The sequence below is a fragment of the Pseudomonas weihenstephanensis genome (assembly GCF_001043055.1).
In the GTDB taxonomy this organism is placed as follows: Bacteria; Pseudomonadota; Gammaproteobacteria; order Pseudomonadales; family Pseudomonadaceae; genus Aquipseudomonas; species Aquipseudomonas weihenstephanensis.
The window spans coordinates 153432-168826 of sequence record NZ_JYLF01000008.1; the positions used below are offsets into that span (position 1 = coordinate 153432).

16 protein-coding genes are annotated in these 15395 nt (G+C 56.5%); 14 read left to right on the forward strand and 2 right to left on the reverse strand.

From position 1 onward, the window contains the following. Positions 1-106 precede the first annotated feature (106 nt). The 5 genes from TU86_RS17925 (at position 107) to TU86_RS17945 (ending at position 5635) form a co-directional block, all read left to right on the forward strand. Positions 107-787, forward strand: a complete 681-nt coding sequence (locus TU86_RS17925; protein ID WP_048365661.1) for a response regulator — start codon at positions 107-109, stop codon at positions 785-787. Next, positions 784-2103: an ATP-binding protein gene (locus TU86_RS17930; RefSeq protein ID WP_193387790.1), complete on the forward strand. Its 1320-nt coding sequence runs from the start codon at positions 784-786 to the stop codon at positions 2101-2103. Before TU86_RS17925 ends, TU86_RS17930 begins: the two co-directional genes overlap by 4 nt. Positions 2104-2272: 169 nt before the next feature. After that, the gene (cycA, locus tag TU86_RS17935; protein WP_048365662.1) at positions 2273-3697 is read left to right on the forward strand and encodes a D-serine/D-alanine/glycine transporter; all 1425 of its coding nucleotides are present in this window, start codon (positions 2273-2275) and stop codon (positions 3695-3697) included. Between the two features lie 226 nt (positions 3698-3923). Beyond that, positions 3924-5330: an aspartate aminotransferase family protein gene (locus TU86_RS17940; RefSeq protein WP_048365663.1), complete on the forward strand. Its 1407-nt coding sequence runs from the start codon at positions 3924-3926 to the stop codon at positions 5328-5330. Positions 5331-5413: 83 nt separating this feature from the next. Further along, positions 5414-5635 carry an MbtH family protein gene (locus tag TU86_RS17945; RefSeq protein ID WP_047275172.1) on the forward strand — a complete coding sequence of 74 codons (222 nt, stop codon included), beginning with the start codon at positions 5414-5416 and terminating at the stop codon, positions 5633-5635. Positions 5636-5718: 83 nt separating this feature from the next. Here TU86_RS17945 and TU86_RS17950 read toward each other — a convergent pair whose 3' ends face one another. Continuing rightward, the gene (locus TU86_RS17950; RefSeq protein ID WP_048365664.1) at positions 5719-6798 is read right to left on the reverse strand and encodes an asparaginase; all 1080 of its coding nucleotides are present in this window, start codon (positions 6796-6798) and stop codon (positions 5719-5721) included. Between the two features lie 441 nt (positions 6799-7239). On the opposite strand from TU86_RS17950, the gene TU86_RS17955 reads away from it, so the two are divergent. From TU86_RS17955 to TU86_RS17985, 7 genes are read left to right on the forward strand one after another with little or no spacing between them, the layout of a single operon-like run. Beyond that, entirely contained in the window at positions 7240-8193 is a 954-nt protein-coding gene (locus TU86_RS17955) for a sugar ABC transporter substrate-binding protein (RefSeq protein WP_048365665.1), read from the forward strand. Between the two features lie 54 nt (positions 8194-8247). Next, positions 8248-9801, forward strand: a complete 1554-nt coding sequence (locus tag TU86_RS17960) for a sugar ABC transporter ATP-binding protein (RefSeq protein ID WP_048365666.1) — start codon at positions 8248-8250, stop codon at positions 9799-9801. Then, positions 9798-10775, forward strand: a complete 978-nt coding sequence (locus TU86_RS17965; RefSeq protein WP_048365667.1) for an ABC transporter permease — start codon at positions 9798-9800, stop codon at positions 10773-10775. Before TU86_RS17960 ends, TU86_RS17965 begins: the two co-directional genes overlap by 4 nt. A gap of 3 nt (positions 10776-10778) precedes the next feature. Next, positions 10779-11810 (forward strand): LacI family DNA-binding transcriptional regulator, encoded by a 1032-nt coding sequence (locus tag TU86_RS17970; protein WP_048365668.1) that lies wholly within the window; start codon positions 10779-10781, stop codon positions 11808-11810. Between the two features lie 10 nt (positions 11811-11820). After that, on the forward strand, positions 11821-12741 hold the full coding sequence (rbsK, locus tag TU86_RS17975; protein ID WP_048365669.1) for a ribokinase: 921 nt from the start codon (positions 11821-11823) through the stop codon (positions 12739-12741). Then, positions 12738-13142 (forward strand): D-ribose pyranase, encoded by a 405-nt coding sequence (rbsD, locus tag TU86_RS17980; protein ID WP_048365670.1) that lies wholly within the window; start codon positions 12738-12740, stop codon positions 13140-13142. Before rbsK ends, rbsD begins: the two co-directional genes overlap by 4 nt. Before the next feature lie 25 nt (positions 13143-13167). Beyond that, positions 13168-14196, forward strand: a complete 1029-nt coding sequence (locus TU86_RS17985) for a nucleoside hydrolase (RefSeq protein ID WP_048365671.1) — start codon at positions 13168-13170, stop codon at positions 14194-14196. Between the two features lie 33 nt (positions 14197-14229). Here TU86_RS17985 and TU86_RS17990 read toward each other — a convergent pair whose 3' ends face one another. After that, the gene (locus tag TU86_RS17990; protein WP_048365672.1) at positions 14230-14424 is read right to left on the reverse strand and encodes a hypothetical protein; all 195 of its coding nucleotides are present in this window, start codon (positions 14422-14424) and stop codon (positions 14230-14232) included. Positions 14425-14568: 144 nt separating this feature from the next. Here TU86_RS17990 and TU86_RS17995 point away from each other — a divergent pair, with 144 nt between their 5' ends. Together TU86_RS17995 and TU86_RS18000 are read left to right on the forward strand one after the other, a co-directional pair. Further along, the gene (locus TU86_RS17995; protein WP_048365722.1) at positions 14569-14874 is read left to right on the forward strand and encodes a hypothetical protein; all 306 of its coding nucleotides are present in this window, start codon (positions 14569-14571) and stop codon (positions 14872-14874) included. A 162-nt stretch (positions 14875-15036) separates the two neighbouring features. Next, on the forward strand, positions 15037-15345 hold the full coding sequence (locus TU86_RS18000; RefSeq protein WP_048365673.1) for an I78 family peptidase inhibitor: 309 nt from the start codon (positions 15037-15039) through the stop codon (positions 15343-15345). Positions 15346-15395 lie beyond the last annotated feature (50 nt).

Sequence of the window (15395 nt, forward strand, 5' to 3'; positions counted from 1 at the left end):
AATTAGCCGCCACCTTGGAGGCACTTGATTAACCGAGTGTTAAAAACGGCATAATCGGGCCTTAATCCCACCGCCCTTTAATCGGCCTATTTACGCGGGTATCTGCATGCACGTATTGGTTTGCGAAGACGACGAGCTGATTGCCAGCGGCATTGTGGCGGGGCTTAAGGCTCAGGGTATGACGGTGGAGCATGTCGCCACTGCGGGTGCCGCCCGGGCCATGCTCAAGGCGGCTGAGTTTGACGTGATGGTGCTTGACCTCGGGTTGCCCGACGAAGACGGTCTTAAGTTATTGCAACAGTTGCGCCAGCAGGGGTTGGAGTTGCCCGTGCTGGTGCTCACTGCGCGTGACTCGGTGACGGATCGGGTCGATGGCCTGCAAGCCGGCGCGGACGATTACTTGCTCAAACCGTTCGACCTGCGCGAGCTGGCGGCCCGTTTGCACACCTTGCTGCGCCGCGTGGCGGGGCGCAGTGTCAACCTGATCGAGCACGGTCGCTTGAGTTACGACCCGAGCAGCCGCGAAACGTTGCTGGGCGGCAAACCGGTGGATCTATCCCGTCGCGAGCAGGCCCTGCTGCAAGCTTTGCTGCATAACCGCGGGCGGGTATTGTCGACTGAGCAACTCAAAGACAGCATTTACGGTTTCAGCGATGAACTGGAGAGCAACGCCTTGAACGTTCATATTCATCATCTGCGGCGCAAACTGGGCAATGGCATCGTCGAAACCGTGCGCGGCCTGGGGTATCGCCTGGGGCCAGCGGATGGCGCCGAGCCTGACGCATGATGAGCCTGCGCCTGCGCTTGAGCCTGACCATTGGTTCAGCCTTCATCCTGATATGGGTGTTGGCGGCGGCCTGGATGCTCAGCGATCTGCGTCAACAAATGATGTTTTCCCTCGATCAGCGCCTGGTGGCGTCTGCACGGATGGTGGCGGGCTTGCTGGAGCAATTGCCGCAACTGCCGGTAAAGGGTGAGGGCACGCATTTCAGTGCCGAGCAGTTGACCATACCCGGCGGCATGGCCTGCCAGGTCAGTTCGCTACGTGGAGAAGTTCTGGCTCGCAGCCATAACAATCCCGATCAACCCATGCAGTCCGAGTCCACCGGGTTTCGCGATCAGATCATCGATGGCGCAGCCTGGCGCACGTTTACCCTGGTACGCGGTGACTTGCGCATCACTACCGCAGACCGGCAAGTGGAGCGCGAGGCGCTGAATCTCTCCGTGTTACTGGCGGCCTCTGTGCCGGTGGGCATGGCGCTGATGGTGTGTTTGCTGTTGTTATGGCTAGGGATTGGCCAGGGGCTGGCGCCACTCAAACGGATGCGCGATGCGTTGATGCGCCGGGATGCTGATTCGTTGCAACCGTTGCAAATCAGTCCATTGCCCAGCGAACTGCAACCTTTGCTCGACTCACAGAACCAGTTACTGGCGCGTATTGCCAAAGCGATTGAGCGTGAACGGCGCCTGACGGGTGACGCTGCCCACGAATTGCGCAGCCCGCTGACGGCAATCAAGACCCACTTACAGGTGGCGCGCATGACGGATGGCGAGGCCCGTGAGCAGTCGCTGGCGCATGCCGAGGCGGGTGCTGACCGTTTGCACCGTACCCTTGAGCAGTTGTTGCTATTGGCGCGGGTGGAGGGCAGCTTGTCCTTCGATGACGGTGTGCAGTGTTCGGCCGAGCAAGTGGCGCGTCTGGCGATCCACGATGCGGCGAGTGGTGCGGCGGATCGAATCATTGTGCAAGTGCCCGCAGATTTGCCCGCCACAGCACTGAAGGTGCCATCGGTTCTGGCCATTGCCGCATTGCGAAATCTGCTGGACAACGCCTTGCGCCATACGCCGGAAGAGACCCGGGTCGAATTGAAATTGCGTGCCGAAGGTCAGTTCATCTATTTTGTGGTGCGCGATCATGGGCCAGGTATCTCGCCTCAAACCTTGCAACACATGACCCAGCGCTTCTGGCGCAATGACAACAGCAATGGTTGTGGGTTGGGACTGGCGATTGTGCAGGCAATTGTTGAGCGTTGTGGGGGTGAGTTGCAGTTTGACAGTCAGCCCGACGGGCTGCGGGTTGAACTCAGGATGCCGTTGCAATAGGGCAGGTTTTGGGTGCCTGTTTGTATCGAACCGGCAAACAGGCAGTCGAGCAAGCACTGATATAGCTCAGTGTTTCGCACCCGTTACCTCTTTACAGTGGCTCTCGATTTATAAGGGGGCCACGTGGGTCCCGCCTATAAAAATAATCCACTTGTAAGGTAATAGAACATTGAAGGATTCAGCGTTTGATCACCGTCCAGCTGGGGAACCCCCAGCATTGCAGCGCAGTTTGTCCAACCGCCACATTCAACTGATTGCCATTGGCGGAGCCATTGGTACCGGTCTGTTTATGGGCTCTGGCAAGACCATTAGCTTGGCAGGGCCCTCGATCATTTTTGTCTACATGATCATTGGTTTCATGCTGTTTTTCGTCATGCGTGCGATGGGCGAATTGCTCTTATCCAACCTCAACTACAAGTCATTTATTGATTTTTCGGCCGACTTGCTCGGACCGATGGCTGGCTATTTCATGGGCTGGACCTACTGGTTTTGCTGGATAGTCACCGGCATCGCTGATGTGATTGCCATCTCCGGGTACACACAATTCTGGTTTCCGAACGTACCTCTGTGGTTGCCGGCGCTGGGGTGTGTCGCGTTACTGCTGTCGCTGAACCTGATTACCGTGAAAATGTTCGGCGAGCTGGAATTCTGGTTTGCCATGATCAAGATCGTTGCCATTTGCGCGTTGGTCTGCACCGGTCTGTATATGGTCGTTACGGCATACCAGTCCCCCGTCGGCCACACGGCAAGCCTGGGGAACCTATGGAATGACGGCGGCATGTTTCCACATGGAGTGATGGGCTTTTTTGCAGGCTTCCAGATCGCCGTATTTGCCTTTGTCGGCATTGAACTGGCCGGTACCACAGCCGCAGAAACCAAGAACCCGGAGCGCAATCTGCCCCGAGCGATCAACTCCATCCCTCTGCGCATCATCATGTTTTATGTGTTCGCGCTGATTGCCATTTTGGCCGTGACCCCGTGGCGGGATGTGGTCGCCGATAAAAGCCCTTTTGTTGAGCTCTTTATGCTGGCGGGCCTTCCGGCGGCAGCGGGAATCATTAATTTTGTGGTGCTGACGTCAGCGGCGTCTTCGGCCAACAGCGGCGTGTTCTCGACCAGTCGCATGCTTTACGGCTTGGCGCTGGAAGGCGACGCACCCGGTAAATTTAAACACCTGTCGCGTCGTGCGGTGCCTTCAAACGGTTTGATTTTTTCCTGCATCTGCCTGTTGGCGGGGGCACTGGTGATTTATCTGATCCCTAATCTGATGGAGGCCTTCACCCTGATCACCACGGTGTCAGCGACTTTGTTCATGTTTGTCTGGTCGATGATTCTGTTGTCCTATCTGGCCTATCGTAAAAACCGTGCCCATTTGCATCTGGCATCGCGCTACAAGATGCCGGGGGGCAAAGTCATGGTCTGGGTGTGCCTGACATTCTTTGCGTTCATTCTGGTGTTGCTGGCGCTCGAAGACGACACCCGCCAGGCGCTGTACGTCGTGCCAGGCTGGTTTGTGTTGCTGGCATTGGCTTATCGATCAATTGTGCGCAACAAGCAGCGCATAGCACTGCGGGCCTGTAAAGCGGATCTCTAGGGGCCGGAGCGCTTTGCGGTTTGTTTAAGGGGGGGGCGCTGCAAGGCGCCGCCCCCTTGGTCGTTTGGTGCCCCGTCGTCTGAGAATTATCTGCTTGAGCTCTAAATCGTGACCGCGCTGATGCGTCTCCAAAGCAGGAAAGCCTGCGGTGTTCTTCCGTACAGGGAGGTCACTGGCCAGGTCTGCGGTTTTGGTCAATCTCATCAGCGTATTGAGGGTCCCGGAAATGTCAGTCGCTAGCCGTTTTATCGACGATCAGCCGGTTGGAGTCAGTCCAACTGAAGCGCTGTATGAATTTGAAGAATCCCCTTTGTTGGCCCGTCAGAGCCGTCAAGAGTCCAATGCGCGCAGCTATCCGCGGCGTATCCCGCTGGTGTTGAAACGCGCAAAGGGTCTGTACGTCGAGGACGTTGAAGGCCGACGTTTTATCGATTGTCTGGCGGGTGCCGGCACGCTGGCGCTAGGGCATAACCATCCGGTGGTGATCGACGCGATTCGCCAAGTGCTGGATGACGGTCTGCCGCTGCACACGCTGGACCTCACGACGCCGGTCAAAGACCAGTTCGTTCAGGACTTGTTCGGCTTGCTGCCAGAAGCGCTGGCCGCAGAAGCGAAAATCCAGTTTTGTGGACCGACCGGCACCGACGCAGTCGAAGCGGCGTTGAAGTTGGTGCGTACGGCCACCGGGCGTAACACGGTAGTGTCGTTTCAAGGCGGCTATCACGGCATGAGCCAAGGTGCGTTGAGCCTGATGGGCAGCCTGGGGCCGAAAAAGCCGATGGCCGCACTGCTCGGCAACGGTGTGCAGTTTATGCCCTATCCCTACGATTACCGCTGCCCCTTCGGTTTGGGCGGTGAGCAAGGTGTGAAAGCAAACCTGCACTATCTGGAAAACCTGTTCAGTGACCCGGAAGCCGGTGTGCAATTGCCTGCCGCCGTGATCGTAGAAGTGGTGCAGGGTGAAGGCGGAGTGATTCCGGCTGATCTGGACTGGCTGCGGGGTGTACGTCGTATCACGGAGCAGGCCGGCGTGGCGCTGATCGTCGATGAAATCCAAAGCGGTTTTGCCCGTACCGGTAAAATGTTTGCGTTTGAGCATGCCGGGATCATTCCTGATGTGGTGGTGCTGTCCAAGGCGATTGGCGGCAGTCTGCCACTGGCGGTGGTGGTGTATCGCGAGTGGCTCGATACCTGGTTGCCGGGCGCACATGCGGGTACGTTCCGTGGCAACCAAATGGCGATGGTGGCCGGCTCGGCCGTGATGCGTTACCTCAAGGAACACGAAGTAGCCGCTCATGCGGCCGCGATGGGTGAGCGATTGAGCGAACACCTGCACATCCTGCAACGTGATTTTGCGCAGTTGGGCGATATCCGTGGTCGTGGGCTGATGCTGGGTGTGGAGCTGGTTGACCCGACAGGTAAGGCCGACGCGCAGGGCCATCCCCCTGCATTTGGCCGGTTGGCGCCCTTGGTACAGCGCGAATGCCTCAAACGTGGGCTGATTCTTGAGTTGGGCGGTCGGCATGGCAGTGTGGTGAGGTTTTTGCCGCCACTGATCATCACCCGCGCTGAAATTGATCAGGTTGCCGCCATTTTTGGCAATGCGCTGGCAGCCGCCATCGCCCGGCTCTAATTCCAGGCCCTCCTTGATCGTTTGTTTTATTACCCCCGCTGCGCGTGATCGCGCAGCCAGATTGCTGCGACGGAGACCCGCACATGAGTTCAGTATTTGACCGCGACGACATTCTCTTTCAGGTGGTGGTGAACCACGAAGACCAGTATTCGATCTGGCCCGATTACAAGGCCATTCCCAACGGCTGGCGCGCAGTGGGCAAAAGCGGCTTGAAGCCGGAGTGCCTGGCTTATATCGAAGAGGTGTGGACGGACATGCGTCCGCTGAGCTTGCGCCAGAAAATGGACGCCGTGGCAACGCACTGAAGCGACGGCTCACAAAAAAGCCAACTGACAGCAGACTGTCAGTTGGCTTTTTTAATGCTCACAGGGAAGTGATTCCGCGTGACTTAGTACTCCCAGAACATCCGCTGCAATTCTTTGCTGTCTTGGGTTTTGGTCAGTGCAACCATCGCCAGGATGCGGGCTTTCTGTGGGTTGAGGTCGTGTGCAACCACCCAATCATTTTTGTCGTCAGGCTGTTCTGCGTTACGCAGTACGAAACCGCCGTTATTCACGTGAGACGAACGGATGATCTGCACGCCATCTTTACGCAGGGCTTGCAGGGTCGGAACCACACGCGAAGAAACGGAACCGTTGCCAGTGCCTACGTGGATGATGGCTTTAGCGCCCGATTGAGCCAGTGCTTTGTAGGCAGTGTCATCAACGTTGCCATAGGAGTAGGCGATGCCTACGTTTGGCAGGCTCTTGATGTTTTTGATGTCGAATTCAGAATCCAGGGTGTGACGCTTGGCAGGCAAGCGGAACCAGTAGGATTTTCCTTCAACGACCATACCCAGCGGGCCCCAAGGGCTTTTGAAGGCTTCGGTCTTGATGTTCATCATTTTGCTGACATCACGGCCCGACTGGATTTCGTCGTTCATGGTGACCAGTACGCCTTTGCCGCGCGCTTCTTTGCTGCCGGCGACCGCCACAGCGTTGTACAGGTTCAGCATGCCGTCTGCGGACATGGCGGTGCCTGGACGCATGGAACCCACAACCACAATAGGCTTGTCGGTTTTTTCGACCAGGTTGAGGAAGTAAGCGGTTTCTTCCAGGGTGTCGGTGCCGTGCGTGATCACGATGCCATCAACGTCTTTGCTGTCAGCCAGCTCAGCAACACGGCGGCCCAGTTGCAGCAGGTTGTCGTTGGTGATGCTTTCGGACGCGATCTGCATCACTTGCTCGCCACGCACGTTGGCCAATTGGCTCAGCTCGGGTACACCGGCGATCAGTTGGTCGATACCCACTTTGGCAGCGGTGTAGGTCGCGCTGTTAGCAGCACTGGCGCCAGCACCCGCGATGGTGCCGCCCGTGGCCAGGATGATCACATTGGGTTTAGTAGCGGTTTCTTGCGCCTGAGCAGTTGGCAGGGCTAGCAGAAGGGCCAAAGCGCCCGGAACAATCGATTTCAACACAGCTGTTTTCATTATGTTCTCTCTTAATGATGAGAGTGCTGATGCACATACACCTAGCACGGCGCGTGCCATCCACTGGCCACGCGCTGGTCTTAGGGACGCATGATTTGTGCCAGTGCGAAGGGTTCTCGGAAATTTCTACAACTAATTGATTTATATCAAAAAAAGTAAATATTTCACCCTGTGTCTTTCCTCTATTGGACGGTTTCCCGAATGTCCGGCAGATTTTTTGTTCGGAGATGCGTCCGTTCGTCGGTTTTATGACGCCATTTTTTGACGTTGACAAATACGAAACGGGTTTCCATAGTGAGGTTCAAGCAAACGTTTGCGCGCTGCTTTTAGTTGTGCTTTTTCTAAGTGTCTGAAAACACACAAGGTCGGTTGTAGCTGTCGACCTGCTACTTCGCGTAAACAGGATGTTGCTCACAATAATCATAAGATCGGAGTGCTCCCATGAAGCTGCCCTTTGCTGGACGTCTTCTCGCTGTCGCCATGTTGGCGGCGACCTCTTTATCCCTTCCTGTTGCCCACGCAGATACCCCTGAGAAACCGAAGGTCGGCCTCGTGATGAAGTCGCTGGCCAATGAGTTCTTCGTCACCATGGCCGATGGCGCCAAGGCTTATCAACAACAGCATCCGGCTGATTTCGACTTGATCTCCAACGGAATCAAGAACGAAACCGACACCGCGGGTCAGGTCGACATCATCAATCAGATGATCATCGCCAAAGTCGACGGGCTGGTTATTGCGCCAGCAGACTCCAAGGCGCTGATCTCGACCATTGATAAAGCTCGCAAAGCCGGCATCGTGGTGGTCAATATCGACAATCAGCTAGACCCTCAAGTGTTGAAAGCCAAGCACCTGGATGTGCCATTTGTCGGGCCTAACAACCGTGATGGCGCGCGTAAGGTGGGCGAGTTTCTGGCGGCCAAACTGAGCGCGGGGGACGAGGTTGGAATTATTGAGGGGGTGTCGACCACCACCAACGCCCAGCAGCGCACAGCTGGCTTCAAGGACGCCATGCAAGCGGCGCAGATGAACGTGGTCTCGGTGCAATCGGGGGATTGGGAGATTGATGGCGGTAACAAGAAAGCGGCTGCCATGCTCAGCGAATACCCGAACATAAAAGCGCTGCTGGCTGGTAACGACAGCATGGCGATCGGTGCGGTCTCGGCCATTCGGGCGGCGGGCAAGACCGGTAAGGTGTTGGTGGTGGGGTATGACAATATCGATGCCATCAAACCGATGCTCAAGGATGGTCGTGTCGTTGCCACTGCGGATCAGGCTGCTACCCAACAGGCAGTTTTTGGTATCGAAACGGCGCTCAAACTGATCAAGAAAGAGCCGGTTGAAAACCTCAAAGAGGGTGTGATTGATACCCCGGTTCAACTGGTCACCCAACCTTAAATTTCCCCCTGCCCGGAGCACCTGTTCGGTTGAGCAGGTGTTCGGAGATGCTCTATGACGACTCCTGTAGCCGGAGTGGCCCTTTCAGTCAGCGGGATTGGTAAAACCTATACGCAGCCTGTGTTGAGCGGCATCGATTTGACCCTGAATCGTGGCGAAGTGCTGGCGTTGACCGGTGAAAATGGTGCCGGCAAAAGTACGCTGTCGAAAATCATCGGCGGCCTGGAAACGCCTACCACCGGCCAGATGCAGTTCAATGGCCAGCCTTATACGCCAGGCAGCCGGGCGCAGGCTGAGCGCCTGGGTGTGCGCATGGTCATGCAAGAACTCAATCTGCTGCCGACACTGACGGTGGCTGAGAATCTGTTTCTCGATAATCTGCCCAGCCGTGGGGGGTGGATCAGCCGTAAAAAGCTGCGCCAGGCGGCGATTGAAGCAATGGCGCACGTTGGGCTTGAAGCGATAGACCCCGATACATTGGTAGGAGAATTGGGCGTTGGCCATCAGCAGATGGTCGAAATTGCGCGCAATTTGATCGGCGACTGCCATGTGCTGATTCTCGACGAACCCACGGCCATGCTCACCGGTCGTGAGGTTGAGCTGTTATTTGTGCAGATCGCGCAACTGCAAGCGCGCGGGGTTGCCATCGTCTACATCTCGCATCGCCTTGAAGAGCTGGCACGGGTGGCGCAGCGCATTGCGGTATTGCGTGATGGTTGCCTGGTGTGTGTCGAGCCGATGGCCAATTACGACAGCCAGCAACTGGTCAACCTGATGGTGGGGCGAGAGCTGGGTGATCATCTGGATATGGGGTCTCGCCAGCGTGGGGCGCCTGTGTTGCAGGTGAAGGGGCTGGGTCGCTCGAACAAAGTGCTGGATGTCTCTTTTGAGGTCCGAAAGGGCGAGATTTTTGGTGTTTCTGGCTTGATCGGGGCAGGGCGCACCGAGCTTTTGCGCCTGATTTATGGCGCAGACACCGCTGACAGCGGTTCGGTAGCCGTGGGTTCGCCTTTGCAGGTGGTGCGTATCCGTTCGCCGGTTGACGCGGTTAAGCAGGGCATCGCCCTGATCACCGAAGACCGCAAAGGCGAAGGCTTGCTCATGAGTCAATCCATCGGCGCCAATGTCGGCCTGGGCAATATGGCTCGCATCTCCCGCGCAGGGGTTGTTAACGGTATTGCTCAAGACGCTCTGGCTCAGCGTCAGATAGACGCGATGGGCATTCGCAGCTCCGGGCCTGATCAAATGGTTGCGCAATTGTCGGGCGGCAATCAGCAGAAGGTCGTCATCGGCCGCTGGCTAGAACGCGACTGCACCGTATTACTGTTTGACGAACCTACCCGCGGCATTGATATCGGCGCCAAATTCGATATTTATCGTTTGCTGGGTGAGCTAACGCGCCAAGGCAAAGCGTTGGTGGTGGTGTCCAGTGATTTACGTGAGCTGATGCTGATTTGTGATCGGATCGGCGTGCTCTCTGCCGGGCGTTTGATCGACACCTTCGAGCGCGAGTCCTGGAGTCAGGAGCAACTGCTGGCTGCAGCATTTGCCGGTTATCAAAAACACGATGCGTTACTCACGCCAGTAACGCCAAAGGATGCGTCATGAAAACGGCTGCCTCGGTGCACAAAGCTGCACACAATTTCTATGGGATGGGGACGTACTTGGGGTTGGCGGGGGCTTTGCTGGGCATGGTGGTGTTGTTCTCCAGCCTCAGTGATCACTTCTTTTCCTATGACACCCTGAGCACATTGGCCAACCAGATCCCGGACCTGATGGTGCTCGCGGTCGGTATGACGTTCGTGCTGATTATCGGCGGCATCGACTTGTCGGTGGGTTCGGTACTGGCGCTGGCAGCCTCGGTGGTAAGCGTGGCAATACTCGGCTGGGGGTGGGGCGTGTTGCCTGCTGCGTTGCTGGGTATGGGGTGCGCGGCATTGGCCGGAACGATCACGGGTTCGATCACCGTTGCCTGGCGTATTCCCTCGTTCATCGTGTCACTGGGTGTGCTGGAAATGGCGCGTGGCGCGGCGTATCAAATGACAGGCTCGCGCACGGCTTATATCGGTGACGCCTTTGCATGGCTGTCCAACCCGATTGCGTTTGGCATCGCGCCTTCATTCATCATCGCTTTACTGGTGATCCTGATGGCTCAAGCAGTACTGACCCGAACGGTATTTGGTCGTTACCTGATCGCCATTGGTACCAACGAAGAGGCGGTGCGGCTGGCGGGTATCAACCCCAAACCTTATAAGGTGCTGGTGTTCAGTCTGATGGGTTTACTGGCTGGCGTGGCGGCGTTGTTCCAGGTTTCGCGTCTTGAGGCCGCAGATCCCAATGCGGGCTCTGGCCTTGAATTGCAGGTCATTGCTGCCGTGGTGATCGGCGGCACAAGCTTGATGGGCGGACGTGGCTCGGTCATCAGCACGTTTTTTGGTGTGCTGATTATTTCGGTGCTGGCGGCCGGATTGGCCCAAATCGGCGCAACGGAGCCGACCAAGCGTATTATTACCGGTGCTGTCATTGTGATAGCAGTGATTCTGGACACTTACCGCAGTCAACGAGCACGTCGACGGAATTAAGCAATGGCAACGATTAAAGATGTCGCGGCACTGGCAGGGATTTCCTACACAACGGTCTCTCATGTGTTGAACAAAACGCGTCCTGTGAGTGAACCCGTGCGGTTGAAAGTGGAAGAGGCCATTGCGCGCCTTGACTACGTGCCCAGCGCTGTCGCTCGTTCCTTGAAGGCCAAAAGCACGGCAACCATTGGCCTGCTGGTTGCCAATAGCCTCAACCCCTATTTCGCTGAGTTGGCGCGGGGCATCGAGGATTATTGCGAGCGCAACAATTACTGCGTGATCCTGTGTAATTGCGACGATGACCCCGACAAGCAACGCAGCTATTTGCGCGTGTTGCTGGAAAAACGCGTCGATGGGCTGGTGGTCGCCTCTGCGGGGGGGAATGCGGGCCTTGCCAGCGGGTTGGCGGGGGTTCGCACACCGATGGTGATCGTCGACCGCAGCCTTGAAGGCATAGATGCCGATCTGGTGCGAATCGATCACGAGCAGGGCGCTTATCTCGCTACACGGCACCTGCTTGATCTGGGGCATCGCGCAATCGCGTGCATTGGCGGGCCAGCCATCACTAGCGTGGCCCACATGCGCAAGGCCGGTTATCTGCGTGCGCTGAGCGAGGCGGGCGTGACACCCAACGACGACTGGATGATCGAGAGTGACTTCAGTTGTACGGGTGGCTATGAGGCGGCGGGCCGCTTGTTGAGCGGCGGCAGGCCGTCGGCCATTTTTGCGTGCAACGACATGATGGGTATTGGTGTGCTGCGCGCAGCTGCCGAGCGGCACATTCGGGTGCCCGAGCAGTTGTCTGTCATCGGTTTTGATGATGTGCAAATGAGCCGTTATGTGTACCCGGCCTTGACCACGGTGGGGCAGTCGATCCTGCAACTGGGTGAAACCGCCGCACAGGTTTTATTACGACGTATTGCTACACCGCAGCAGGCCGTCGAACAGTTGATTGTTGCGCCCAGCATCGTATTGCGAGAGTCCACAGGGCCGTACGACGTAGCCTTGCAATACCCACAGCAATCCAATGGATGAGTGTCGATACATGCAAGCAAATGTCGTAGTGGTTGGCAGTCTGAATATGGATCTGGTAACGCGTACCGAGCGATTGCCTCAACCGGGCGAGACGCTCTTTGGTCATTCATTGGCGACCGTGCACGGGGGCAAAGGGGCTAATCAGGCGGTTGCAGCGGCGAGGCTTGGCGCGCAGGTGGCGATGATAGGGTGCGTGGGCAGTGACGCGTACGGCCTGCAATTGCGCGAGGGGCTGTTGGCCGAACAGATTGATTGCCAAGGTGTGCGTAACGTTGAAGGTGGCGTCAGTGGCGTGGCGTTGATTGTGGTCGATGCCAACAGTCAGAACACCATCGTGGTCGTGCCGGGTACTAATGCGTGCCTGGTGTCTCAAGACATTGATGCGTGTGATAGCGCATTGCAAAAAGCCGATGTGATTGTGTGTCAGCTTGAGGTGCCAATGAGCACTGTGGGTTACACGCTCGATCGGGGGCGAGCGCTGAATAAAACCGTCATTCTCAACCCGGCGCCGGCCAGCGGCCCATTGCCGGTTGAGTGGTATGACGCTGTTGATTATTTGATTCCCAATGAAAGTGAAGCGCAGGCACTCAGCGGTGTGGTTGTCGACTCACTCGACTCAGCCGAATTGGCGGCGCGCACGTTGATGGGGTTCGGTGCAGGCAAGGTCATTGTCACGCTTGGCGCTCAGGGCGCTCTGTTTGTCAGCGAGCAACGGGCGGTGCATTTTGCGGCGCCCAAGGTGCTGGCGGTTGACGCGACGGCCGCTGGCGACACCTTTGTCGGTGCGTTTTCTGCCGCACTGGCCGCTGGTCGTAGCGAGGATCAAGCCATCCGATTTGCCCAGGTGGCGGCGGCCTTGTCGGTCACACGCTCAGGCGCTCAACCCTCTATTCCTTATTTATCGGACGTTGAGGGGTTTTCACCGTCATGAAAAAGACGCCTTTATTGAATATTGCGCTTTCCCGGCTCATTGCATCGTTGGGCCATGGAGACATCGTGGTGATTGCAGATGCCGGTTTGCCGGTGCCCAAAGGTGTTGAGTTGATCGACCTGGCCTTGACTCAAGGCGTGCCGGACTTCGCTAGCACCTTACGGACCGTATTGAGTGAAATGCAGGTGCAAAGCCATGCACTGGCCCACGAGCTGCTGCTGGTGCCCAGTGCCGCGCTGGACAGTATCGAGGCGCACGCAATTCGGACCGAGTTGGGGGGCAGGTGCCTGCTTTCACATGATGCGTTCAAAGACTTATGCCGGCAGGCAAAAGTGATCGTGCGTACGGGGGAGTGTCGTCCTTACAGCAATATCGCGTTGTTTGCGGGTGTTACATTTTAATAACGATCAATACAGGAATTCGGTTATGCCACGCTTTACACCACGTCTGCCTCAAGTCATCAGGAGTGTCTTGTTTTTGTCAGCTATCACGCTTTCAAGTGCTCAGGCTGCAGAAAAGATAGATCTCATCATCGACACCGATCCGGGGGCTGATGATGTGGTTGCTTTGCTGCTGGCACTGGCGTCTCCAGAGCAATTGAACGTGCGCGCGATTACCACGGTGGCCGGGAATGTGCGCCTGGATAAAACCTCGCGCAATGCGCGCCTGGCGCGTGAGTGGGCAGGGCGCGAAGAGATTCCGGTGTACGCGGGTGCGCCACGCCCACTGGTTCGCTCGCCTATCTACGCTGAGAACATTCATGGTCAGGAGGGCATAACGGGTGTGCCTGTGCATGAGCCTGCCAAAGGTCTTGAGTCCAAAAATGCAGTCAACTACCTGATCGAAACGCTTACGGCTGCCAAGCCTGGCAGTGTGACCATTGCCATGCTGGGGCCTCAGACCAATCTTGCGCTGGCGTTGACCCAGGCTCCTGGCATTGCCAAGGGCATTAAAGAAGTGGTGGTAATGGGAGGCGCGCACTTTAACGGCGGCAATATCACTCCGGTCGCAGAGTTCAATCTGTACGCAGATCCACATGCGGCCGATGTGGTGCTCAAAAGCGGGGTCAAGCTGACTTATATACCGCTGGATGTGACACACAAAATCCTCACCAGCGACGCGCGGTTAAAGCAAATTGCATCGTTGGGTAATACGGCCGGGAAGCTGGTAGGCGGTATTTTGAATGAATACGTGAAAGGGGATATGGAGCACTATGGTTTGCCAGGTGGACCGGTGCACGATGCCAGTGTTATCGCGTATTTACTGGAGCCTGGCTTGTTTACAGGGCGTGAAGTCAATCTTGTGATTGATACGCGCGAAGGCCCGACGTTTGGTCAGACCATTGCTGATTGGTATAACACCTTAGATCAGCCAAAAAATGCATTTTGGGTCGAAAACGGAAACGCCCAAGGTTTTTTTGATTTGCTAACGGCTCGTTTAGGGCGCTTGAAATAACCAGAAAGTGCGCAGACGCATGTCTGCGCAACGTCATGTTGCGCGGGACATGTCTCCATACTTCTCGAAAATCTGGCTGACAAATACGTGCGCAGCGTCTTTCCCCAGCGCCTTGACCAGCAGATCAATCCCGATAATCGCCAGTTCTTCAGGGGTGCCCGGGCTGTATGAACACTGGCCTTGAGACCACTTTGCCTTGATGTTTGCGTCAATCGTGACCGTGATCATGGTTATCTCATGGCGTTTAAAACCGCGATTTTAGCAAAATGCTATCGATAAGCCACCAGCGTTGGAGGCCGTCGTGCCCCAATCCTTAGGCCCATCAGTGACGGGTGCGTGTCACACTTGGCCTTTTTGAGGGGCAGGTGGATGATAAGCATTGATTTGAACAAAGCGGATGCGCTCACCATTGACGCCGTACGCCAGTTGCTGGCCTCTGCCAGCGATGATGTGCATACGCAGTTGCGCGTAACGAAAGCAGGCATTGCGTATCTGTCTGTCGGCGTCGTAGGTGGAGCCGATATCGACGGGCTGCTGTTCAGGCTGGAAACCTGGGCGGCAGGGTCGGGGTACGTGGGCAACGTTGCGGCCAGCGATGAGGTTTGGGTGATGCAGATTTTCAATGCGCTCAAAGAGAACTGGCCCAATCCTGCTTTTGACTACATTGACGTGTACTAGAGCGTGCACACATGCCGTGACGATTGTGGCTGAGCAATAGCCAATTTTTCGTTCAGAATCACGCGCCTTTCGGTCATGAGGTGTTTTGTTGCTTTGTGCCGTGCAACCTCTTTGCGATACAGCTGTCGCAAAGGCTTCGCTCATTCAATTTAAGGAGGTTTCATGTCCTGGAAGCTAATGCCATTGGGTTCGTTGTTGGCGGTGCTGGTCTTATCTGGCTGCACCACACCGAGTTCTGACAACGAGGTGACACAAGACGCTGGACACCGCCGGTGCGACGCTCAAGCCGCAGCGTTTGTGATCGGTAAAAAAGCCTCCTCTGAGCTTCTGGAGCAGGCTCGAGTCAAGGCCGGGGCGCAGAATGCGCGCATTCTGGGGCCGCACGACGTTATGACGCTGGAATATCGTTCTGATCGACTGAACCTGAATGCCGACGATAACGCGATCATTACGCGCGTGAATTGCGGTTAGGCGCAGCGGTTTAGCGTTCTATCAGGCATAAAAAACCCCGTCACATGGAC

Excerpts from the sequence above, each read along its gene's own strand:
- TU86_RS17925 (WP_048365661.1), top strand. The coding sequence starts at position 107 with ATGCACGTATTGGTTTGCGAAGACGACGAGCTGATTGCCAGCGGCATT.
- TU86_RS17930 (WP_193387790.1), top strand. The coding sequence starts at position 784 with ATGATGAGCCTGCGCCTGCGCTTGAGCCTGACCATTGGTTCAGCCTTC.
- TU86_RS17940 (WP_048365663.1), top strand. The coding sequence starts at position 3,924 with ATGTCAGTCGCTAGCCGTTTTATCGACGATCAGCCGGTTGGAGTCAGT.
- TU86_RS17945 (WP_047275172.1), top strand. The coding sequence starts at position 5,414 with ATGAGTTCAGTATTTGACCGCGACGACATTCTCTTTCAGGTGGTGGTG.
- TU86_RS17950 (WP_048365664.1), bottom strand. The coding sequence starts at position 6,798 with ATGAAAACAGCTGTGTTGAAATCGATTGTTCCGGGCGCTTTGGCCCTT.
- TU86_RS17955 (WP_048365665.1), top strand. The coding sequence starts at position 7,240 with ATGAAGCTGCCCTTTGCTGGACGTCTTCTCGCTGTCGCCATGTTGGCG.
- TU86_RS17960 (WP_048365666.1), top strand. The coding sequence starts at position 8,248 with ATGACGACTCCTGTAGCCGGAGTGGCCCTTTCAGTCAGCGGGATTGGT.
- TU86_RS17965 (WP_048365667.1), top strand. The coding sequence starts at position 9,798 with ATGAAAACGGCTGCCTCGGTGCACAAAGCTGCACACAATTTCTATGGG.
- TU86_RS17970 (WP_048365668.1), top strand. The coding sequence starts at position 10,779 with ATGGCAACGATTAAAGATGTCGCGGCACTGGCAGGGATTTCCTACACA.
- rbsK (WP_048365669.1), top strand. The coding sequence starts at position 11,821 with ATGCAAGCAAATGTCGTAGTGGTTGGCAGTCTGAATATGGATCTGGTA.
- rbsD (WP_048365670.1), top strand. The coding sequence starts at position 12,738 with ATGAAAAAGACGCCTTTATTGAATATTGCGCTTTCCCGGCTCATTGCA.
- TU86_RS17985 (WP_048365671.1), top strand. The coding sequence starts at position 13,168 with ATGCCACGCTTTACACCACGTCTGCCTCAAGTCATCAGGAGTGTCTTG.
- TU86_RS17990 (WP_048365672.1), bottom strand. The coding sequence starts at position 14,424 with ATGATCACGGTCACGATTGACGCAAACATCAAGGCAAAGTGGTCTCAA.
- TU86_RS18000 (WP_048365673.1), top strand. The coding sequence starts at position 15,037 with ATGTCCTGGAAGCTAATGCCATTGGGTTCGTTGTTGGCGGTGCTGGTC.